The 20,989-nt window shown below is 73.1% G+C and carries 19 protein-coding genes and 1 pseudogene; 6 read left to right on the top strand and 14 right to left on the bottom strand.

Annotated elements, in window-relative coordinates; translation table 11 throughout:
* Positions 1 to 238 precede the first annotated feature (238 nt).
* On the top strand, positions 239 to 1,126 hold the full coding sequence (locus ACZ52C_RS41485; RefSeq protein WP_469079706.1) for a helix-turn-helix domain-containing protein: 888 nt from the start codon (positions 239 to 241) through the stop codon (positions 1,124 to 1,126).
* Here ACZ52C_RS41485 and ACZ52C_RS41480 read toward each other — a convergent pair.
* Positions 1,048 to 1,677: pseudogene (locus ACZ52C_RS41480) on the bottom strand (XdhC family protein); the annotation flags it as partial. The gene ACZ52C_RS41485 and the pseudogene ACZ52C_RS41480 sit on opposite strands and share 79 nt — an antisense overlap.
* A 311-nt stretch (positions 1,678 to 1,988) precedes the next feature.
* Positions 1,989 to 2,666, bottom strand: a complete 678-nt coding sequence (locus tag ACZ52C_RS41475) for a uracil-DNA glycosylase (RefSeq protein WP_060887305.1) — start codon at positions 2,664 to 2,666, stop codon at positions 1,989 to 1,991.
* A 172-nt stretch (positions 2,667 to 2,838) separates the two neighbouring features.
* Between ACZ52C_RS41475 and ACZ52C_RS41470 the strand changes: the two genes are divergently transcribed.
* Both ACZ52C_RS41470 and ACZ52C_RS41465 read left to right on the top strand, forming a co-directional pair.
* Positions 2,839 to 3,843, top strand: a complete 1,005-nt coding sequence (locus ACZ52C_RS41470; protein ID WP_469079705.1) for an N-acetylglucosamine kinase — start codon at positions 2,839 to 2,841, stop codon at positions 3,841 to 3,843.
* A 193-nt stretch (positions 3,844 to 4,036) separates the two neighbouring features.
* The gene (locus ACZ52C_RS41465; protein ID WP_469079704.1) at positions 4,037 to 4,960 is read left to right on the top strand and encodes a sirohydrochlorin chelatase; all 924 of its coding nucleotides are present in this window, start codon (positions 4,037 to 4,039) and stop codon (positions 4,958 to 4,960) included.
* Between the two features lie 113 nt (positions 4,961 to 5,073).
* On the opposite strand, the gene ACZ52C_RS41460 is transcribed toward ACZ52C_RS41465, so the two are convergent.
* The gene (locus ACZ52C_RS41460; protein WP_469079703.1) at positions 5,074 to 6,147 is read right to left on the bottom strand and encodes a lactonase family protein; all 1,074 of its coding nucleotides are present in this window, start codon (positions 6,145 to 6,147) and stop codon (positions 5,074 to 5,076) included.
* Between the two features lie 509 nt (positions 6,148 to 6,656).
* Entirely contained in the window at positions 6,657 to 8,144 is a 1,488-nt protein-coding gene (locus ACZ52C_RS41455; protein ID WP_469079707.1) for an FUSC family protein, read from the bottom strand.
* Positions 8,145 to 8,531: 387 nt separating this feature from the next.
* Between ACZ52C_RS41455 and ACZ52C_RS41450 the strand changes: the two genes are divergently transcribed.
* On the top strand, positions 8,532 to 9,020 hold the full coding sequence (locus ACZ52C_RS41450; RefSeq protein WP_239751251.1) for an Lrp/AsnC family transcriptional regulator: 489 nt from the start codon (positions 8,532 to 8,534) through the stop codon (positions 9,018 to 9,020).
* 20 nt (positions 9,021 to 9,040) lie between these two features.
* Positions 9,041 to 9,745, top strand: coding sequence for an HAD family hydrolase (locus ACZ52C_RS41445; protein ID WP_469079702.1), 705 nt, complete (start codon positions 9,041 to 9,043; stop codon positions 9,743 to 9,745).
* An 84-nt stretch (positions 9,746 to 9,829) separates the two neighbouring features.
* Here the strand turns inward: ACZ52C_RS41445 and ACZ52C_RS41440 are convergent, their stop codons facing one another.
* From ACZ52C_RS41440 to ACZ52C_RS41425, 4 genes are all read right to left on the bottom strand, one after another.
* On the bottom strand, positions 9,830 to 12,460 hold the full coding sequence (locus ACZ52C_RS41440; RefSeq protein ID WP_469079701.1) for an immunoglobulin I-set domain protein: 2,631 nt from the start codon (positions 12,458 to 12,460) through the stop codon (positions 9,830 to 9,832).
* A gap of 86 nt (positions 12,461 to 12,546) precedes the next feature.
* On the bottom strand, positions 12,547 to 13,086 hold the full coding sequence (locus ACZ52C_RS41435) for a hypothetical protein (protein WP_469079700.1): 540 nt from the start codon (positions 13,084 to 13,086) through the stop codon (positions 12,547 to 12,549).
* Between the two features lie 140 nt (positions 13,087 to 13,226).
* Positions 13,227 to 14,261 (bottom strand): HtaA domain-containing protein, encoded by a 1,035-nt coding sequence (locus ACZ52C_RS41430; protein WP_469079699.1) that lies wholly within the window; start codon positions 14,259 to 14,261, stop codon positions 13,227 to 13,229.
* 99 nt (positions 14,262 to 14,360) lie between these two features.
* A complete protein-coding gene (locus tag ACZ52C_RS41425; RefSeq protein WP_469079698.1) occupies positions 14,361 to 15,158 on the bottom strand; it encodes an LPXTG cell wall anchor domain-containing protein in 798 nt (265 codons plus the stop codon).
* Positions 15,159 to 15,235: 77 nt separating this feature from the next.
* Here ACZ52C_RS41425 and ACZ52C_RS41420 point away from each other — a divergent pair, with 77 nt between their 5' ends.
* A complete protein-coding gene (locus ACZ52C_RS41420; RefSeq protein ID WP_469079697.1) occupies positions 15,236 to 16,309 on the top strand; it encodes a heme/hemin ABC transporter substrate-binding protein in 1,074 nt (357 codons plus the stop codon).
* Between the two features lie 71 nt (positions 16,310 to 16,380).
* Here the strand turns inward: ACZ52C_RS41420 and ACZ52C_RS41415 are convergent, their stop codons facing one another.
* The 6 genes from ACZ52C_RS41415 to paaC form a co-directional block, all read right to left on the bottom strand.
* Entirely contained in the window at positions 16,381 to 17,100 is a 720-nt protein-coding gene (locus ACZ52C_RS41415) for an SGNH/GDSL hydrolase family protein (RefSeq protein ID WP_469079696.1), read from the bottom strand.
* A complete protein-coding gene (locus tag ACZ52C_RS41410) occupies positions 17,097 to 17,567 on the bottom strand; it encodes a cupin domain-containing protein (RefSeq protein WP_469079695.1) in 471 nt (156 codons plus the stop codon). The genes ACZ52C_RS41415 and ACZ52C_RS41410 overlap by 4 nt, the downstream gene beginning before the upstream one ends.
* Before the next feature lie 82 nt (positions 17,568 to 17,649).
* Positions 17,650 to 18,486, bottom strand: coding sequence for a helix-turn-helix domain-containing protein (locus ACZ52C_RS41405; protein ID WP_469079694.1), 837 nt, complete (start codon positions 18,484 to 18,486; stop codon positions 17,650 to 17,652).
* A gap of 262 nt (positions 18,487 to 18,748) precedes the next feature.
* On the bottom strand, positions 18,749 to 19,951 hold the full coding sequence (gene paaE, locus ACZ52C_RS41400) for a 1,2-phenylacetyl-CoA epoxidase subunit PaaE (RefSeq protein ID WP_469079693.1): 1,203 nt from the start codon (positions 19,949 to 19,951) through the stop codon (positions 18,749 to 18,751).
* Positions 19,951 to 20,460, bottom strand: coding sequence for a 1,2-phenylacetyl-CoA epoxidase subunit PaaD (gene paaD / locus ACZ52C_RS41395; RefSeq protein WP_469079692.1), 510 nt, complete (start codon positions 20,458 to 20,460; stop codon positions 19,951 to 19,953). Before paaD ends, paaE begins: the two co-directional genes overlap by 1 nt.
* The coding region (gene paaC / locus ACZ52C_RS41390) for a 1,2-phenylacetyl-CoA epoxidase subunit PaaC (RefSeq protein ID WP_469079691.1) at positions 20,454 to 20,989 on the bottom strand (536 nt) is incomplete at its 5' end. The genes paaC and paaD, both read right to left, overlap by 7 nt.

The following is a 20,989-nucleotide window of genomic DNA, read 5'->3' as shown; positions in this document are numbered from 1 at the left end:
ACGAACACACTCGCGCCCTTCAGAGCGGTCATGACTACCTCCACACACCTCAGAAACCGACCGGTTTCCACCACAGTAAACCGATCGGTTTCCACGGCGCAAGTGCAAGCACCGTGCTGCGAGTTGATCGAGTGAGGACCTCGGCCAGGTCTGATACTCAGTGTCAAGATGAGTCGCAGGATCTGTGTTGTACGCTGCTCCGCACCAGCGAGGCACGTACGACAACGGGAGGACAGAGATGTCTTCGCATGTGGCGCCCGGTGACCAGGTGAGGACCGGACTCGACCGGCGTGCGGAGCTGCGGGACTTCCTGCGGTCGCGCCGGGCCCGGCTCAGGCCCGAGGACGTGGGCCTGCTCTCGCACGGGCGCCGACGGGTTCCCGGACTCCGGCGCGAGGAGCTGGCGCAGCTGGCCGGGGTGTCGTACGCGTACTACGCACGCCTGGAGCAGGGACGCGGCGAGACCATGTCGGCCGAGGTGCTGGACGCGGTCGCCCGCGCCCTTCGCCTGAACGTGGAGGAGCGCGACCATCTGGTCCGGCTGGCCCAGCCCGAGCGGCGGAGCACGCCACCGGCCGCGGCCCCGCAGCATCGACTGCGGCCCAGTGTCCAGCATCTGCTCGACGTTCTCGGCGTACCCGCCTACGTCGTGGACCGGCGCCTGAACATCCTGGGATGGAACCGGCTCGCCGGTGCCGTCTTCGGGGACTGGGGCCGGCTGCCGCCCGAGGAGCGCAATGTGGCCCGGCTGGCCTTCCTCTCGCCGGAGGCGCGCGCGAGGTTCGCCGATCCGGCCGGTACGGCGCTGCGGATCGCCGGCGTGGTACGGATGAACGCCGGCAAGAGCCCGGGGGACGCGCACTTCTCCTCACTGATCCACGAGTTGTCGGCGAAGAGCGAGGAGTTCCGGCGGCTGTGGGCGCGCCACGAGGTGAGCTGCGGGACCGCCGGCGAGACCGTGCGGATGCGGCATCCGCTGGCGGGAGAGTTCGACCTGGTCCACGAGCCCATGGCCCTGCCCGGCGACGCCCCCATGCGGTTGGCCACCTACCACGCCGAGCCGGGCTCCCGCTCGGAGGAGGCCCTGCGGATGCTGGCCAGTTGGGAGATGGAGCCGCTGCGCTGAGACCTGGGGACCTCATGCGGCCGCCAGCACGGCCGGTGACGGCGGCCGGCTCGGGGGACGGCGCCGTGGACGGGGCCGGAGACGCGGGACAGGGGCAGGCCGGTGCCGTGGTGGGCGTGGGCGATGATCTCGGCGGTGATGGAGATCGCCGTCTCCTCGGGGGTGCGGGCGCCGAGGTCGAGTCCGATCGGTGAGCGCAGGCGCGCGAGGTGCTCCTCGGGCACGCCGGCCTCGCGCAGACGTCCCAGCCGGTGCTCGTGGGTGCGGCGGGAGCCCATCGCGCCGTTGTAGCCGACCGGGAGGTCGAGGGCCACGGGGAGCAGGGGGATGTCGAACTGGGCGCCGTGGGTGAGGACGCAGATCGCGGTGCGGGCGTCGACCTCGGCGCGCTCCAGACAGCGGTGCGGCCAGTCGGCGACGACCTCGTCGGCGTACGGGAATCGCTCCGGGGTGGCGAAGACGGGGCGGGCGTCGCAGACGGTGACCCGGTAGTCGAGGAAGCTCCCGGCCCGGCTGAGGGCGGCGGCGAAGTCGACAGCTCCGAAGATCAGCGCGGGGCGACTGCGGCACGGCGTCCACTGTGCGTGACCGGCCCCGAGACAAGGAGCGGAGAGTTGTGGGACGACTCGGGTGTGTACTACCGCCGTTGGTACGTCCGGCAGTAGCAGGCAGAGCGATCCGGCTGCCGGTGGTGGTGGGCCGGACACGGGGAGGGGGACCGCCTTCACGGCAGGGGTCATCGGCGCGTGACCGTGCCTGACGCCCACGCCCACGCGGCGCGGCCGCCCCCTGTCGTGCGGTCCCGCCCCGTCCTGGTGGGCGGCGCTTCGACAAGGAGCGCGGCCGTCAGGTCCGGCGTGGGTTACGGCAGTCGCCAGTCCACCGGCTGGGCGCCCTGGCGCAGCAGCAGGTCGTTGGCGCGGCTGAAGGGGCGTGAGCCGAAGAAGCCCCGGTCCGCCGACATCGGGGACGGGTGTGCGGACTCGATCGCCGGCAGATCGCCGAGGAGGGGACGGAGGTTGCGGGCGTCACGTCCCCACAGGATCGACACCAGCGGCTTCCCGCGCCCGGCCAGCGCTCTGATCGCCTGCTCCGTGACCTCCTCCCAGCCCTTGCCGCGGTGCGCGGCAGGCTTGCGCGGGGCCGTCGTCAGCGCTCTGTTGAGCAGCAGCACGCCCTGCCGGGTCCAGGGGGTCAGGTCGCCGTTGGACGGCCGGGGCAGTCCGAGGTCGGAGTGCATCTCGCGGTAGATGTTCTCCAGGCTGCCCGGCAGCGAACGCACCTCCGGCGCCACCGCGAAGCTCAACCCGATCGCCATGCCCGGGGTGGGATAGGGGTCCTGACCGACGATCAGGACGCGGACGTCGTCGAAGGGCTGCTGGAAGGCGCGCAGGACGTTCGCCCCGGACGGCAGATAGGTCCGGCCCGCCGCTATCTCGGCCCGCAGGAAGTCGCCCATACCGGCGATGCGTTCGGCGACCGGCTCAAGAGCCTTCGCCCAGCCCGCTTCAACAAGTTCATGCAAAGGTCGTGGTGCCACGGCGCGTCACTCTACTGGCACACACTGACACCCCGCATACCCGGCGAAGCCCCGCCCACGGCCCCTCGCACAGGCGCTACCCTCCTGCTCGTCCAGATCCGCGAACCGGTCGGGCACCACCCCACGCGACCGGTCGCCAGGAAGGCAGCAGGTAGGCAGGAAGGAGCGGAGCTTGCTCCGTCACGAGGGCCCCTCCGGGCCCGCCGGGGACCAGGCTCCCGTCGTGCTCGCCGTGGACTCCGGTGGTTCGGGGTTGCGGGCGGCGCTGGCCCGGGGCAGCGAGCTGCTCGGGGAGCCGCTGGTGTCCGGGGAGGCGGTGCGGACCGGTGCGCGCGGTATCGACGCCGGTCATCTGCTGGAGCTGCTGGTGCCGATGGCGCGGCGGTTGCTCGCCGACGCCGGGTGCGCGGGTCCGGCGGCGGTGGCCGTCGGAGCCGCCGGGTTCGCCTCGCTCGGCGAGCAGCTGCGCGCCGAGCTGCCGTCCGCGCTGAGGCGCGAGTGGGGGGTACGCCGGGTCGCACTGGTGGCCGACGCGGTCACCGCGTACACCGGTGCCCTCGGCGCGCGGCCGGGTGCGGTGATCGCCGCCGGCACGGGTCTGATCGCGATCGGTACGGATCTGACCGCCTGGCGTCGGGCGGACGGCTGGGGCCACCTTCTCGGGGACTGCGGCGGCGGCGCGTGGATCGGGCGGGCCGGGCTGGAGGCGGCGCTGCGGGCGCACGACGGGCGGGACGGTGGTTCGGCCCGGCTGCTGGCGCGCGCGGAGGAGGTGTTCGGCCCGCCGGCCGGGATTCCGGGCCGGATCTACCCGAGGGCCGACCGCCCGGCGGTCCTGGCGTCGTTCGCGCCCGAGGTGGCCGCCCGCGCCGGGGACGACCCGGTGGCGGCCGGCATCCTGCGCGAGGCCGCCCGGCACATGGCCGACGCGGCGGCCGCCGTCTGCCCGCCCTCGGGCGGGCCCCGAGTGGCACTGACCGGCGGCCTGTTCGAACTGGGCGCCCCGCTCCTCGCCCCCTTGACGGCGGAGTTGGCCGAGCGGCTGCCGCACGCGCCGCTGGTGCCCGCGCAGGGGGATCCGCTCGCCGGTGCCGTGCGTATCGCCGCCGCGCTGGCGGCCGACGGGCTCGGCTTGCCGTACGACGAGAGGATGTTGTACGTGGTGGCCGAAAAGTAGTACCTGAAACAGGGAGTAATCCAGCCTGTCGGACAAGTGTTGTCGCGGTCACCGAAGTGCACCACTCAGCAGAGTAATGCGGTATCGATCGGTCCTGATCGGCACGTAACTCATCAGACAAATCAGGACGGATACCGCTCACCTGCACCCTCCCCGAACAGGGGAGCCCAAGAAGCCAGTAACATGCGGCGCCATGAGCTCCCCCACTGGGCCCGCGTCCGGCCTGCCTGTACGAATGCCGCGACCCCGCCAGCCCGGGCGGCACCGCCGCCCCGAGCCGCTGGCGGCTCCCGAGGGCGCGCCCGCGCTCGTCCTCGCGGTGCCGGGCCCGCCCAGCGCCGCCACGCGCAGCCTCGCCGAGGAGGTCGTGAGCATCGCGCGCTCCGAGCTCCCCGGCCTCGACGCACGCATCGGTTACGTCGACGGGGGGGCCGACGAGTTCCCCACGCTGCAGTCGGTGCTCACGCGCGCCGCCGAGGAGCGCACCGCCCGTTACGAGCAGGCGCGCGCCGCCGGCCTGGACGTCAAGGAGCCGGACGGCCCCGTCGCCGTCGTCGTGCCCCTGCTGGCCGGTCCGGACAGCGCCACGCTCCGCCAGGTGCGCCAGGCCGTCATGGAGAGCCGTATCGCGGCCGAGCTGACCGACGTCCTCGGCCCGCACCCGCTGCTCGCCGAGGCGCTGCACGTGCGCCTGTCCGAGTCGGGACTGGCACGTGCCGACCGGGCCCGGTTGTTCACCGTCGCCACCGCCGCGGACGGCATCGTCCTCGCCACCGTGGGCGGCGAGGAGGCCGTGCAGGCCGCCGGGATCACGGGCATGCTGCTGGCCGCGCGGCTCGCGGTGCCGGTGATGGCCGCCGCCCTCGACCAGGAGGGCTCGATCACCTCCGTGGCCGAGCAGCTGCGCTCGTCGGGCTCGCAGCAGCTGGCTCTCGCGCCGTACCTGATAGGGCCGGAGATCGACGCCGGTCTGATCGAGGAGGCCGCGAAGGAGGCGGGCTGCTCCGCCGCCGAGGCGCTCGGTCCCTACCCGGCGATCGGCAAGCTGGCGCTGGGCAAGTACACGACCGCGCTCGGCATCGCACCGCAGCAGCCCCAGGGCATGCCGGTTCGCTGATTCCGGCACCGCGCGGCCCGGCACACCGGACGACCGAGGGCCCGCTCCTCTCGCAGGAGCGGGCCCTCGGTCGTACGCGCGCCGGGCCGCACGCCTCTCCCCCCGGGGCGGCCTCAGTCGGCCAGGACGACGCAGGAGGCCGCCGGCACCTCGATCGAGCCGCCGCGCACCGGCAGGCCGGTGCGCGGGTCGACCGTGAACCAGGTGACGTCGCCGGAGCGCTCGTTGGCCACGTAGAGGGTGCCTGCCGCGTAGGTGAGGGCGCGGGGCCAGTGGCCGCCGCAGGGCACGGTCGTGACCAGGCGCAGTCCGTCGCCCTCGACGGCGAGCACGGAGAGCACGTCCGTGCCACGGGTGGCCGTCCACACGAAGCGGCCGTCGGGGGACACAGCGAGGCCCGAGGGGTACGCGTCGCCCTCCGGGGGCTCCGGAAGCACCGAGGTCTCTCCCAACGGCTCCAGCGGGCCGCCAGGGGCCTTCCAGCGGCAGACGGTGACCGTGGGCGTCAGTTCGTTCAGCACATAGACATACGATCCGTCCGGTCCGCCGGGGTGGAGGGCGAGGTGGCGCGGCCCCGAGCCCGGCCGCAGCGTCGTCTCGTGGTGCGCGACGGGGACGCCGTCCCGCACCGCGCACACCCGCACCGAGTCCGTGCCGAGGTCGACGGCGAGGAACCGGCGGCCGGACGGATCGGGCACCACCTGGTGGGCGTGCGGTTCCCGCCGGTCGCGGAGGTCGGGCCCGGACGTGGCGTGCCGGAGGGTCCCGGACGCGGGGGCCGCGAGGGTGCCGTCGGGGCGCAGCGGAACGGCGGTGACGCTGCCGGAGCCGTAGTCGGCGGTCAGGACGTGACCGGCGAGGACGGCGAGGTGGGTGGGGCCGCCGCCGACCGCCACCGGGGGCCCGGTCAACTCGGGCCGGTCGCCCGTCACCCGATAGGCGGCCACGGCTCCCTCGGGCCGCTCGCTGACCGCGTACAGGGTGCGCCCGTCCGGCGCGAGGGCCAGGTAGCTGGGGTCGGGGACGTCGTTCGCGCCCGACAGGACGGTCAGCGCGCCGGCGCTGTCGTCGACGTCGGCGACGAGGACGCCGGGGCCCCCAGCCGAGGTGAACGACCCGATGTACGCACGTCGACGCCGTGGCCCGCCCACCGCGCCCCTGCCCACCGCGTCCACTTCCGCTGTCACTGCCGTCCCCTCCCGCTCGCCCGTGTGCGGGCGAACACTAGCAGCAGGTCTAGACCAAAGTCTGCGACGCGGCTCGGGAGGGCCCGCGTGCGCCCCCGGATCGCCCTCGCTCCGGCGAGCGCGACGCCCGGGACGCGCGGTGAAGGCGCGCGGTAGGGGCGCATGGCGGAAGTACGCGACGGGAGACCCGAGGGGCGGATGCTCACGGAGGTTCGGCCGGGGCAGGAGGGCTGCGGGACCTTCGGTCGGTGGGCGGACGGACGGCGGGCGCGCCGCACCGACGGCGGGCAGACCGCGGGCCGACGGCGGGAAGGCAGCAGGCCGGCGGCGCGCACCAGGCGGGCGGCAGACCCTCGGTCGGGGGGCAGACGAGCGGCAGGCAGGGGCGCAGGCCGACCGCGGGCGGGCGGCTCGGCCGGCAGACGGCGGGCGGCTTGCGGACGGGCGGGCGGGCGGCTGACGGAAGTTCGATCGTCGGGCGAACTGACGGATGTTCGACCGGCGGGCGGTTACGTGGCCGTGCGTGAGCCCGGGGGCGTGCCGAGGGGGTGGGCCAGTTCCGACAGGGCCCTCTCCAGGTTGTGCAGGTGCCCGAGGGCGGCTCCGGCCTCCGCGGGGGCGAGCGTCTCCGGTCCGGCGGCCGTCGCCCGCGCACCGGGGGTCGTCAGCGCCTCCACCGCCGCCTTCACCCGCCAGCAGGCGGCGATCAGGGAGGCCTCGCGCGTACCGGAGGGGTCGGCGGTGGCGGAGACGAGGGCGCGCACCTCGCCCACGCAGTCGTCCAGGAGGCGCAGGGCCGCGTGGGCGCGTGCCTTGCGGGCGCGGAAGGGGTTCAGGGGGTGGACCAGCGGAGCGAGCGCCATCCGCGCCCGCCCGAACAGCAGCTCCAGTTCGGCGGCGTGGGGAGCCGGGTCGGCCCCGGGGACGCCCTCCAGCCGGGCGGCGGTGGCGGTCGCGGCGGCGTGCACACAGTGCAGGGCCCGCTGGATCCAGGCGTCGTTGGTCGCGTGCGTCGTGACCGGCAGGACGAGGACCACGGCCAGCATGGCGCACACCGCGCCCACCCCCGTCTCGACGAGCCGGAGCGCGAGCAGACCGGGGTCCAGCACACCGAGCAGGCCGTAGAGGAGGCTGACCATGACGGTGACCGCCAGCATCATCCAGGAGTACGAGACCGCCGCGGTGTAGAAGATGCCGAAGACGCAGACCGCGACGAGCGCGGCGGACGGCGCGGGCGCCCCGTCCAGCGGGACGGCGAGGAGCAGGCCGACGGCGACGCCGATCACGGTTCCGAGGATCCGGCGGAAGCCGCGGACCAGCGTCTCGCCGCGCGACGCGGTGTTGACGAAGATCCACCAGGCGGTGCCGACGGCCCAGTACCAGCGGTCCTCGGAGAAGGCCTGGCCGACGAGCAGGGCGCAGCAGCAGGCGACCGCGGCCTGGCACGCCTGCCGGGTGGTGGGCCGCGCCAGCCCCGCTCCGGGCGGCCCGGCGGGGAGCGCGACGGGCGGCAGGCCGCGCTCGACGGGCCACAGCAGGAACCGCACCCCGCCCGCGACCAGGAGCGCGAGCGTCATGGCGGCGTACAGGCCGGGCAGGTCCGCGGGGACGGTGTGGAGGAACTGCGTGATGAAGTAGCTCATGAACGCGAAGATGCCGAGCGCCTGGCCGCGCGGCCCCCAGCGGCGGGCGTAGACACCGCAGAAGACGGTGGCCACGAACGCGGCGTCACGGGCGGCGGGCGCGTCGTGCAGGACGGCGGCCAGGGCGAGGACGGGAAACCCGGCCGCCGGCAGGAGCGCGGTGGTGAGCCGCTGGGCGGGGACGTCCGCGTCGGTGACGGTGAACAGGGCGAGGAGGGCCGCCAGTCCCCCGGTGATCGACGCCGGGAGCGAGAGGCCGCTCAGTTCGGACGCGGTCACGGCGGCGCCCACACCGATGACGGCGCGCAGTGCGGTCCGCAGCCGCAGGTGCCCGGGATCGGGCGCCGTGAACATCCTCTTCATGACCGTGTGCCGCCCCCTTGCCGTTGCCCGCCCCGCCCGACGGCGGGCCGGGGTCTCCGGCGTGCGGCGGGCACGGCGAGGGCGCCGCGCTCCGGATCCGGCCTCGTCGCCGCTCCGGCACCGCGCGGCGCCCTGAGTTACGTGGATACGGCAGAGGTACCACCCCGGGCCCGCATGGCTCAACAGGCCGCTCCAGAGCTGGGCCATTGGCCCAGTCGTGGAAAGGGGCGGTCCGTACCGGTTGGGCCGTCGGATCAGACGGTCCGGGTGACGATGGGACCGATGGGTGGGCGAGTGACGTGGCTCGGGCGAGGTGCGGTTCACTGGGCCATCGGTACAGTTTCGTGATCACCTCATGACTCGGGAGGCGGACCGACCATGGCCGTGGACGAACTCGACACCCGCATCCTGCGGCTGCTGCTGGAGCAGCCGCGCACCAGCGTGCGGGAGTACGCCCGCGTCCTCGGCATCGCCCGGGGCACACTCCAGGCCCGGCTGGACCGGCTGGAGCGGGACGGAGTGATCACCGGCACTGGCCCGTCGCTCTCCCCCGCCGCGCTCGGTCACCCGGTGCTGGCCTTCGTGCACATCGAGGTCACCCAGGGGCACCTGGACGATGTGGGCGACGCGCTGGCGGCCGTACCAGAGATCGTCGAGGCGTTCTCGATCACGGGCGGCGGTGATCTCCTGACCAGGGTCGTGGCGCGGGACAACGCGCATCTGGAGGACGTCATCCAGGCGCTGATCAGCCTGCCGGGCGTGGTGCGCACGCGTACGGAGGTGGCGCTGCGGGAGCGGGTGCCCTACCGGCTGGGGCCGTTGGTGGAGTCGATCGGCTCGGCGGCGGGCCGGCCGGCCCGGAACTGAGCGATGACATCCTGGCGTTCATGAGCACTACCCGTCACACCGCCCGAAGCACTTCGGTCATCTTCGATCTCGACGGAACACTCGTGGACAGCGAGCCGAACTACTACGAGGCGAGCGTGCGCATTCTCGCCGACCACGGTGTCACCGGCTTCACCTGGGCGGACCACGAGCGGTACATCGGCATCAGCGTCCAGGAGACGGTCTCGGACTGGAAGGAGCGGTACGACCTCGCCGCGCCCGTCGAGGCGATCGTCGCGGCCAAGAACCGCCACTATCTGGAGCTGGCCCGCGCCGGCACCCGGGTCTACCCGGAGATGCGGACATTCGTGGAGCTGCTCGCGGCGGACGGCGTCCCCATGGCCGTGGCCTCGGGGTCGTCGCGCGAGGCCATCGAGGTGATCCTCGGCGCGACGGGACTCGACCGGTCTCTGCGGACCGTGGTGTCGGCGGAGGAGGTCGACCGCGGCAAGCCGGCCCCCGACGTGTTCCTGGAGGCCGCCCGTCGGCTGGGGGTCGACCCGGTCGACTGTGTCGTCCTGGAGGACGCGGCGCCGGGTGCGGCCGCCGCGCACGCGGCCGGGATGCGGTGCGTCGCGGTGCCGTATCTCGCCGCGCGGGCCGACGACCCGGCGTTCGCGACGGCGGGACTGCTGGTGCGGGGCGGGCAGGAGGAGTTCACGGCGCGGGAGGCGTACGACTGGATCGCGGCCTCGGGTTGCTCGTGACGTCGGGTGGCTCGTGACGTCGGAGCCCGGCCGCCGAGGGTGTCGGTGGACCGGGCTCCGGTCGAGGGTTCCGGGTCGGGCGGCTCAGACGGTCGGGCCCTGGCCCGCCTTGCGGGCCCGCCGGTGCAGGATCCAGCCCGTCACGGTGAGCGCGGCGGCCGAGGCGGCCGCGCCGAGGACGGTGAGGCCGGTGGCGGCGAGGCTCCCGCCGCCTCCGGTGGTCGTGGTGCCACCCGCACTGCCGGAGGTGCCGGTCGTGCCGGTGCCGCCGGACGTCGAACCACCGCTGGAGGTACCGCCGGTGGAGGTGCCACCGGTGGTGTCGCCGCCGTCGTCGTCGGTGTCCACCGGGTCCTGTCCGACGAAGGCGACCGGCACCTTGACGTCCTGCGAGCGGTCGCCGGACAGGGTGTGGTCGGCGCGGGTGGCGAGGACGCACGGGGCCTTGAAGCAGTCGGTGTACTCGTCCCTGGCGTCGATGGTCAGCTCGACCTCGAACGCGCCGCCGTCCTCGTACGGTGTGGCCAACTCCTCACCGTAGTCGGGCGGGTTGGAGGAGATCCACGCGGAGGAGTGCGACTCGCCCGTCATGTCGACGCCGCCGATGCACGGGGAGGGCGGTTCGCCGGCGCCGTTGTCGACGCAGAGGGCGACGTAGACGCCCTTCTTCTCGTCGTAGCCGGAGCCGGTGACCTTCAGGGTCTGGTTCTCGGTGGCGAGGTTGTTGACGGGGGTGACGGTGAGCCTCTGGCCGTCGGAACCGGTGACCGTCTTCGTGCCGGAGGGCTCGTCGTTCCCGCCGTCGCCGCCCCCGTCGCCGCCCCCGCCGGTGCTGTCGTCGGCGTCGGTGACGGTGAGGGTGAAGGCGGCGGTGCGGGTCGTGCCCACGGTGTTCCTGAACACGGCACGGTACTGGTAACCGTCGTGCGCCGCCTTCGCCTTGAAGGTGTACGTGTGCTTCGTCGCGCCCTCGACGGCGGACCAGGTCTGGGCGCCGTCGGTGCTGACCTCCCACGTCACGGTGGGTGCGGGGGTGCCCTCGGCCACCGCGACGAAGGAGACCTCGTCGCCGGGTGCCACGGTCCGGTCGGTCGGGGACTGGGTGACCTTCGGGGACATCCGGCGGTCGAGCCTGGTGATCTCGCCCTCGGTGGGGCTGCTGACGTAGACCGTGGTGCCGCCGGGGGCGACGGCGACGGAGGCGGCGCCGTTCTGGGAGTCGTTGCCCTCCAGCCTCGTGCGGGTGGCGGTCTCCGCGTAGGTGGCGGTGTCGTACACGCCCAGGTTGCTGACGCCGTCGCTGCCCTCGCCGAGGCTGCCGTCGTCCTGCCAGACGACGAAGGCCCGGCCGGTGGCGGTGTCGAAGGCGATGTCGGTGGCCTCGTCGGGTCCCCCGATCGTCTTCAGGAGCTTGCCGTCCTTGTCGTGGACGAGGACGGAGTCGCCGCTGCCCACCCAGACATTGCCGGTGGCCGGGTCGGCCTCCACGAACTCGACGCTCGGGGCGGTGAGTTCGGCCGAGGCGGTGACGGTGAAGGTGCGGGTGTCGACCCGGCGCAGGGTGCCGCCGGCGGTGCCCACGGACCAGGCCGCGTGGCGGGCCTTGTCGACGCCGAGCAGGGAGCCGCCGTCGAGAGTGAGGGTGCGGTTCTCCAGGGGGACGGCGGTGGCGATGTCGACCTCGGAGAGCTGGGCGCCCTGGGCGACCAGGACGGTGGAGTCCTTGGTGCCGGGGCCGATCCCGGTGATGTTGGCGCCCGCGATCCACTTGCCGGTGGCGGCCGGGTCACCGGCCTTGGCGGTGCCGATGCCGCGCAGGGCGAACTGGAACACGACGCCGTCGCCGGCGAGCGGGGCGGCGATCCGTACGACGGCGCGCGGGCCCAGCGTGCCGGTCGTGCCCGGGAAGTTGGGGGTGTGGCCGAGGCTCTTGCCGTTCGCCGGGTCGAGGGCGTGCAGCCCCCGTTCGTCGACCTCTCCGGAGGCTGCGAAGTTGTCCGAACCCGCGTACAGCTTCCCCGACTCCGGGTGCAGCAGCAGGTCGTTGACCTTGCCGGCCGCCGGGAACGCGGCGGACTCGACGTAGTCGACGGTGCCGGCGGGGACGTCCTCGCCCTCGCCGCCCCCGTCACCACCTCCGGTGTCCTGGCCCTCGAACCGGACGGGGACACGGACGTCCTGGGAGCGGTCGCCCGAGTTGCGGTGGTCGACCCTGGTGACGACGGAGCAGTCCACCTTGGCGCAGTCGACTCCGTTGTCCTCGGCCTCGATGTCGATCTCGACGTCGAAGGTGCCGCCCTCGCCCCAGGCGATGGCGAGGCTGCCCTCGTACGGGTCACCCTTGGGGACGATCCAGTGGGAGGAGCTGCCGGTGCCGGTCTCGTCGGCGCCGCCGATGCACGGGGAGGGGATCTTGCCGTCGCCGTTGTCCTTGCACAGGGCGACGTAGACGGCCTTGGTCGTGTCGTAGCCGGAACCGGTGACCCGCAGTTTCTCGGCGTCGGGATCGAGGTTGGCGGAGGCGGAGACGGTCAGTCGCTGACCGTGCGCGCCCAGGCCGGTCTTCGGGGTGTCGGCGGCCTGGGCGGCGGTGCTCACCGTGACGGCGGTGAGGGTGGCGGCCACCAGGGCGACCGCTCCGAGGAGCGCCGCGGGGCGTCCGAGCCGCGGTCCGGCCGGACGCCCCGGCCGCCGGCCCGTCGTGTCGTCTCTCATGGGTACCTCATTCGTCGGGTGCGCCCCGCACCCGGGGGACGCCGGGGGCCGGGCCCCGTGGCGAAGGGGCCCGGCCCGGTGGGTGGTTACTGGAAGGCGAGGGGGGCGTGGACGTCGTACTTGCGGTCGTTGGAGTCGAAGTGGTCGGCGCGGGTGACCACCGCGCAGGTGACGTCCTCGCCGCAGACGCTGCCGTCCTCGAGGGTGGCCTGGACGTAGATGTTCACGCTGAAGGTGCCGCCGGTGCCGAACTTGGAGCTGTTGGCGAAGAGGCCGCCGAAGGTGTTGTTGATCCAGTGGGAGGCGCCGGTGGCGCCGGACTCGTCCTGGCCACCGAGGCAGGGGGTCGGCTTGTCGGCGCCCTGCGCGCCGTTGACGACGCAGAGGCCCACATAGATGCCCTGGCTCGTGTTGTAGCCGGAGCCGGTGACGGTGATGACCTGGCCCGACGCGGCGGCCGTGTTCGGCGCGGTCAGGGACAGGTTGTAGGTGGTGGTGGCGTCGACGATCGTGCGGGTCGAGGTGGCGGCGGAGGCCGAGGTCGCGAGGCCCAGCGTCAGAGCGGCGGAGGCGGCGACGGCGAGACCGGTACGGGCGGCGGTACGGGCGGAGAGAACGACTCTCATGGGGAGAGCACCTTTCTCGAGAACGAGGAGGCTTACTTAGGTAAGGCTTACCTAATATCGCTCGTGATCTTTTTGTCAACAGAACGCAAAGAACCTGCAACGGGCTTGCGTGCGGCCCGTGTTGACCCTGTCCGCAGGGCTCAGGAGTCCGCTCCGCCGGCGAGCACGGTGAACTCCGCGACGGCCTCACGGCCCCCGGTGACGGAGTACAGCCGTACGGTGTGCGCGCCCTCGGTCGCGGTGTCGTACACGGGGAAGTCGCGGGCGACCCGGCCCGACGCGTCGGCCACGGCCTGGTAGCGGGTGTCGTCGTCGATCGCGACGAGCACGACCTCACCCGGCGCGAAGCCCTCGCCGGTGACCCGTTGCGTGTCCCCCGCCGCGAGGCTCGCGCGGTCCACGGCCGTGGACGGGGACTCCCCCGCCTCCTGACCCGCGCCCGTACCGGCACCCGTATCGGCATCGGCGTCCGTGTCGGCATCGGTGCCCGTGTCGGCTGAGCCGTTCGGTGTGCCGGTCCGGCCCGGCGGTGACGAGGAGGCGTCTCCGTCGGACTGACCGGGCGGTCCGGCCTGGGGAGCGGTGGGCCCGGACGCGCCGGTTCCCACGGTCACGTCGAGTGGGGCGAGTTCGTCGTCCGCCGCGTACGGCCGCCCGCTCCACCGGGTGAGCAGTGCGGCACCCTCGGCGGTCAGCGACACCCGCAGGCCGGACCAAGTGACGCCGCCGCTGCGGACGTTCGGCGCGATGGCACCCGTACCGACCTCGGCCAGCGTCAGATCGCCGCTCTCCCCCGCCCGTTCGGCCCGCACCCGGAGCGTCCCGGTGCCGGCGTCGAGCCGCAGGCGCAACCGGTCGAGCGTCAGGGTGTCGGTGCCGGCTCCGCCGATGCGGATCGAGCCGTCGAGAGCGACGTCCGCGTCCCCGGCGCTCGGGGTCGCCCTACCGTCGTCGACCGGGAACCAGGTCCGGCCGCCGGAGCCGCGCATGGCGGGCGCCCCGGCCGTCACCGTCGCGTCGACGCCGGTGGACGCCTCGAACGACGGGCCCCAGCTCGCGAATCCGCCGGACACCTCGCGCGGGGTCTCGCCCCCGTCGCGTGCCGTCGCCGTTCCCTGGCAGAGCAGGGCGAGCAAGGCGCCCGCCGCGGTCACGGCGGCACCAGGTCTGTTCATCACCTCGAAGTCCTCCCTGGAAGGTCGACCGGGCGGCCGACCGGACGCCCCGCCCCGGGGGCGTCGACCGATCTGTGGACGGCTGTCGTCGACAGACCGTCAGCTCGCGTCGTCGGACACGGAGTCCGTGCGGCGGCGACGCGCCCAGACCCAGGCGGCCCCGCCTGCGGCGACCAGCCCGGCCGCGGTGACGCCGAGCGGTACGGCGGCACTGCCGGTGCTGGCCAGCGGCTCGTCCGAGCCGCCCGTGCCGGTGGATGTGCCGCCCGCGCCGCCGGTGGCCGTCGCGCTCGAACCGGCCGACGGGGTCGCCGTGCCGCCGGTGCCCGGCTCGTCACCCTCGCCGTCGCCCGAGCCCGCAGCTCCGGCGAAGGTCACCGGGATGCGGACCGTCTGGCTCTGGTCGCCGCCCCTGGTGTGGTCGTTGCGGGTGATCACGGCACAGGTCACACCGGACTTGGCGCAGTCGGTGTTGGCGTCCTTGGCCCGCACCTTGACCTGCACGGAGAAGGCGCCCTTGTGCCCGCTGCCTCGGTACGGCTTCGCCAACCCCTCCCCGTACGAAGGCGGGTTGGAGGAGACCCAGACCGACGCACCGGAGTCGCCGGACATGTCGACGCCGCCCACGCAGGGCGTGGGGGTCCTGCCGGCGCCGTTGTCCACGCAGAAGGCGACGTAGATGCCCTTCTCGGTGTTGTAGCCGGTGCCGGACACGGTGACCGTCTCGCCGTCCGGGTCGAGTCCGGAGCTTTTGGAGACGGTGAGTCTCTGGCCCTCGGGACCGCCCGCGGAGCCGCCGGCGGCGATCGCCGAGGGGGCCGGGAAGAGGATCAGGGCACTCGCGACGGCGAGGGCCGCCGGGGCTGCGCGCAGGGCACGTAGGCCACATCTGTGCATCGGTGTCAGCACTCCCACCATAGGAAACTCAGGTAAGGCTAACCTAAGGCAACCAACACCTGGTTCGAGCGGTAGACATGGAAGGCGGTTCGATGCGTGGGTCAGGAAGACCTCAACTCACCAGCAGAGGAAGGGGAGTTGCCGCACTCGCCGTTGCTTTCGCGATGCTGGCGGCCGGATGCGCAGGCGGCGACGGGGACGGTGAAGCAACGGGGGCGAAGTCCTCGGCGCCGTCCGCGAGCGACCGGGCGGCCGCCGCCCAGAAGCAGTTGAGGACGAACTCCCTCGTCCCGCTGAAGGGCGCGGCACCCACGCCCGAGTTGCCCGTCACCGTCGACTCGTCGGACGGCCGGAAGGTCACCGTCGAGGACGCCTCCCGGATCCTTCCGCTCAACGGGGGCATAGCGGAGATCGTGTTCACGCTCGGTCTCGGTGACAACGTCGTCGGCCGGGACATCACCGCGACCTTCGAGGAGGCCGCGGACCTTCCCCAGGTGACCAAGGCGCACGACGTGAGCGCGGAGAGCGTGCTCTCGCTGGAGCCGACCGTGGTGCTCGCCGACACCGACACCGGCCCCAGCGAGGCCGTGGACCAGATCCGTGACGCCGGGGTCCCCGTGGTCGTCCTCGATCCGGCCGACGAACTCTCCGACGTGAGCACGCGGACGACGCGCGTGGCGGAGGCGCTGGGCGTTCCGGCGGCCGGCGAGGCCCTCAACGAGCGCTTCGCGGGCGAGTTGAAGGCGGCGCGGGCGGCCGTGCCCGAGGGGAGTCGGCCGAAGGTCGCGTTCCTGTACATGCGGGGGTCGGCCGCGGTCTATCTCATCGGCGGGAAGGGATCGGGAGCGGACTCCCTCATCGACGCGGCCGGGGCGGAGGACGCGGGGGTGGCGGCGGGGCTGGACAAGCCGTTCACCCCGATCACCAGCGAGGCCCTCGTGAAGGCGCAGCCCGAGGTGATCCTCATGATGAGCAAGGGACTTGAGTCGGTGGGTGGGGTGGACGGGCTGGTGGACATCCCCGGCATCAGGGAGACGCCGGCCGGGATGGACCGGCGGGTGGTGGATCTTGAGGACGGGGTACTGCTGAGCTTCGGGCCGCGTACGCCGTTGGTGATCGACGTCTTGGTGGATCGGTTGCATCGGGGGTGAGGGGGGCGTGACCGAGACACGCGCCAAAGAGGCGACGGGATGATCTTGGACTGGCCTGGCGCCGGAGCCAGCTACGTGCTCCGGGTCAGCAGACCGGCGTCGATGACCTCAGCGATAAGGGCGGCGCCGCGGCTGTTCTGGTGGATGTGGTCGGTCGTGAGCACGAGACCTCGCCGCCGCGAGATCGTGTCGAGGCTGCGGCGCAGCACTGCGTGCTCGACGAGGACGCCGACGACCGCCGCGGGCGTCACCTCGCGGTATGGAATCGGCGGCGGGTCCGCTCGGCGCAGTTCCTCGATCTGGCGTTCGTGGAGCGGAAGGTAGGCCACCTCGTTGGTGGCGGCGACGTCGGCGATCATCCGGCTGTACGTCTGCGATGCCTGTGCCGCTGCTCCGTCGAGTTGTTGGCCGAGTACCGGTAGCGACAGGAGACCGATCGTCGCGTCGGTCTCCGCTCGCAGCCGTGCGACGACGGCTCCCAGGCACTGTTGGAACCAGCCGGCCGACGGGCGGTCGAGGAGCTGTTTGCGCTTCATGGCCTGCTCGATGGGGTAGCCGGCGAGGCTTGCTCGGGCGTCGTTGGTCCCGATCAACACGGTGATCACATCGGGTGGGTTCGTGACGACGGCATCGAGGCGCTGCAAGAGGTTGTAGGCGAAGTCGCCGTTGGCGCCGAAACGGGTCAGCTGCACGTCACCGGGAGGGTGGCGTCGTCCGAGAAGATCCAGGTAGTCGACGCTGAACTGCGCGCGGGTGAGGCTGTCGCCGAGGCACGCGATGCGTGTCGTCACGGCGCTTCCTCCGGGCTGGGCGTGCCGACGCGTCCGGTGGGGCGGGTGTCGGTCCGAGGACGGTGGTCGGTGCCGAGGGTCGCGGTGATGGCCAGGATGGACGTCGGCCCCTCCATGTCGACCACGTGCCATACCCCGGCCGGGTTGATGGTGGCCTCGCCCGGCCCGAGCAGAACGCGGTCGGGCACCCCGTCCACGTCGCGGGTGACCGTCACGGACCCGCTGAGGCAAACGACCAGTTCGTCGCCCGCAGGGTGGCTCTCCCCATGGTCGCCGAGCCCATCCCCGTCGAAGATCATCACCATCCGGCCCTCGGCGCCGTCTGCCGCGACCGCGGCGCTGTAGGCCTGGAGCACCTCCGGGTCCCAGGTGAAACCCTCGACGGATCTCGCTCTCGATCCGGGTCCGAGGTGCACGGGGGTGGTCCGCAGGTTTATCGCATTGCGTTCGTGGTTGACGAGTCTCATGCCGACGATCGTCCACGACAGCGATCGGACGGTCTTGAAGAAAAGGGAACAGAAGCCGACGCGAAGGGCGGACGGTCGGCGGCTACCCGGCTCCGAGGATGACTTCGCCGCGACGCCAGGCCGTCGGCGATCGGCCCGTGAACTCGCGCCAGTCCCGCACGAGATGGGCCTGGTCGGCATAGCCGGAGACGGTTGCCACATCGCCCCACGGGAGCGGGTCCCGCGCCGCCGCCAGTTCGTGCGCGTGCTCGAAGCGCAGGACTCGGGCGAAGGTCTTCGGCGCCAGGCCCACCTCACCTCGAAACCGCTCGGTGAGGTAGCGACGGCTCCAGCCGAGTTCCGCGGCGACCGCAGCAACCTGGACGCGCCCCCTCGCGGCGACGAGGCGGCGCCATGCCTCGGCCACCTCGGGGCGCCCCCAACGCACAGGGTCGCCGCAGGCGCCACGGCCGACAGCTCGGAGGAGCAATTCGTCCAGCGCGGTGAACCGCGCGGCCCATGTCGTCGCCGATCGGAGCCGTTCGACCAGCTCGACGGCAAGCGCTCCGAGAAGCTCGTCAAGGGGGACCAGTCGGTGGGCGAGCTCGGCGGCGGGCATGCCGTAGATGGCCCGGGCCCCGAGCGGTGTCAGCGACACCTGAACACCTTGCTGGCGTCCGTCGTGGTGAATCGCGACGGACCGGCACATCAGGCCGCCGGCCACGCTGCCGAATCGGGTGACCGGTGACCCGTCGTCAACGCCCGCCGCGACCTCCAAAGGATCTGACAGGCTGATCACCGCAGTGAGCGCGCGGCTCGGGGGGCCGCAGTGCACCCCCGTCGGGAGCCCGCGGAGGTCGAAGCCGACATACGAGTCGACGTACTGCCGCAAGGCGGGCGCCGGATGTGCGGCGATCCCGGTGGCCGTGTGGTCCCCCATTTTCGTCAGTGTACGAGCCGCCCGGCCCAGGAAGGCGTTCTTCCCCGACCCCGACCCCGACCTCAGCCGCTTTCGGGTGCGGGTGGGTGGGGCTTCTCGCGCAGTTCCGCGCGCCCCTAAAAGCTTCAGGCCCCTGCGGGCCTGAAAGACCACGGCCCTGCGGGCCTGAAAAGCACGGGGCGCAGCCCCTGCTTTTCAGGGGCGCGGGGAACTGCGCGACCAGCCCCCACTCACCCGCAGACGAACAACCGGCCCTCAAACCTCACGTATCGAAGTCCACCGTCAGCTTCTCCGTGACCGGATACGACTGGCAGGTCAGCACGTACCCCGCCTCGACCTCCGCCGGCTCCAGCGCGAAGTTGCGGCGCATGTCGGCCTCGCCTTCGGTGACCAGGGCGCGGCAGGTGCCGCAGACGCCGCCCTTGCAGGCGAAGGGCAGGTCGGGGCGGGTGCGTTGGGCGCCGTCGAGGACGCTGCGCTCGCGGGGCAGCGCGGCGGTCGTGGTGCGGCCGTCGAGGACGACCGTCACCTCGCTGACGGGCCCCTGCGCGGCGACCTCCTCGTGCCGCGTCTCCCGGACGGGTTCGTCGTCGGCGTGGAACAGCTCCTGGTGGACGCGGTCGGCGGGTACGCCGAGCCCGTCCAGGACCCGCTGGGCGTCGCGGACCATGCCGTGAGGGCCGCACAACCACCAGTGGTCCGCCGTCCCGACGTCGACCAGGGCGCCGATGAGGGCGGCGAGCCGGTCGGCGTCCAGGCGGCCGGAGAGCACCTCGGCCTCGCGGGGTTCGCGGGAGAGGACGTGGGCGAGCTGGAAGCGGGCCGGGTGGAGGTCCTTCAGGTCGGCGAGTTCGTCGGCGAACATCACCGTGGCCGTGCGGCGGTTGCCGTAGAAGAGGGTCACGGTGGAGCGGGGGTCGGCGGCGAGCACGGACTCGGCGATGGAGACCATGGGGGTGATGCCGGAGCCCGCCGCGACCAGCACATGGTGGCCGGGGGCGGTGAGGTCCGGGGTGAAGAAGCCGGTGGGCGCCATGACCTCCACGGTGTCGCCGGGCCGTACGTCGTTGACCAGCCACGACGAGAAGAGTCCGCCGGGGACGACGCGTACGCCGATGCGGGGTGTCGTCCCGGCCGGGGAACAGATCGAGTACGAGCGCCGCTCGTCGCGACCGTCGATCTCGCGCCGCAGCGTCAACGACTGCCCCGGCGCGAACGCGAACTCCTCCGCCAGCTCCGCCGGGATCTCGAACCCGACGGCGACGGCGTCCTCACAGAGCGGCTGGACCGCGGCGACCCGCAGGGGGTGGAACGCCGGACGCCGCCGCGCACGCGCCCGTCCCGCCCCGCCCCGGAGAACGGCTCCCGCCGGCTCGGGAGCGGCGGCGGCATAGGGCTCCGTGCGAGCCGTCCTCGTCGGCTCGTTGCGCAGGCCTCGTGTCGGCTGCTGGCTGAGGCCTTCCATCAGATCTCCTTGACGTGCTCGAACGGCTCGCGGCAGGTGTGGCAGCGCCACAGGGACTTGCAGGACGTGGCGGCGAAGCGGGAGGTCTCCTCGGTGTCGGTGGAGTCGCAGCGCGGGCAGGCGACCGACCGGCGGGTGGGCGACAGCAGCAGCGGCACCGGGCCACGGGGGGCCGCGCCGGGCGGGGCGATGCCGTGTTCCGTCAGTTGGCGGCGGCCGGTGTCGGTGATCCAGTCCGTGGTCCACGGCGGGTTCAGCACCGTGCGGATCTCCACGCGTTCGTAGCCGGCGGCCCGCAGCCGTGCCGCCACGTCGGCGCGCATCTCGGCCATGGCCGGACAGCCGGAGTACGTCGGGGTCAGGCTCGCGACGACCGTGCCGTCGGCCGTCAGCCGCACCTCCCTGAGGACACCGAGGTCGGCCAGGGTGAGCATCGGCAGTTCGGGGTCCGGCACCTGCTCGGCGATGTGCCGGGCGCGCCGCGCGGCGTCGGTCAGGGTGGTCACCATGTCGCCTCCGGGTGGGCGCGGGCCACGCTCTGCAACTCGGCCAGCAGCGGCGCCAGATGCTCCGTGTGGTCGCCGGCGCGGCCCGCCCCCGCGAGCGGCCGGTACACCGGCATCGGCAGCCCGGCCGCCTCGGTGACCTGGCGGAGCACGGCGGCGACCTCATCCCGTACGTCGTAGGCGGTGAACAACTCCCCGAAGTACGGGGCGATCCGCTCCAGGGCCCTGCGCATGCGCCGGTGCGACTCCTCCGTGCCGTCGCCCAGCCGTACGGCCCATTCGGCGGCGTACTGCCGGTGGTACGTCAGTTCTTTGACGCCCTTCGCCGCGACCGCCGCGAGGACCGGGTCCGGGTGGGTGACCAGCCGCTCGAAGTGGGCGAGGCGCCAGCTGGACAGGACGAGCAGGCGGGCGACGCTGAACGCGAAGTCTCCGCCGGGGAGTTCGGCGAGGCGTACGTTGCGGAAGTCGTCGGCGTCGCGGAAGTAGGCGTAGGCGTCCTCGTCGCGTCCGGTGCCGTCGACCTGCCCGG

This window comes from Streptomyces sp. NPDC034049 (genome assembly GCF_055575575.1).
Note: the sequence above shows the minus strand (reverse complement) of the source record. Positions and strands in the feature narration are given on the sequence as shown.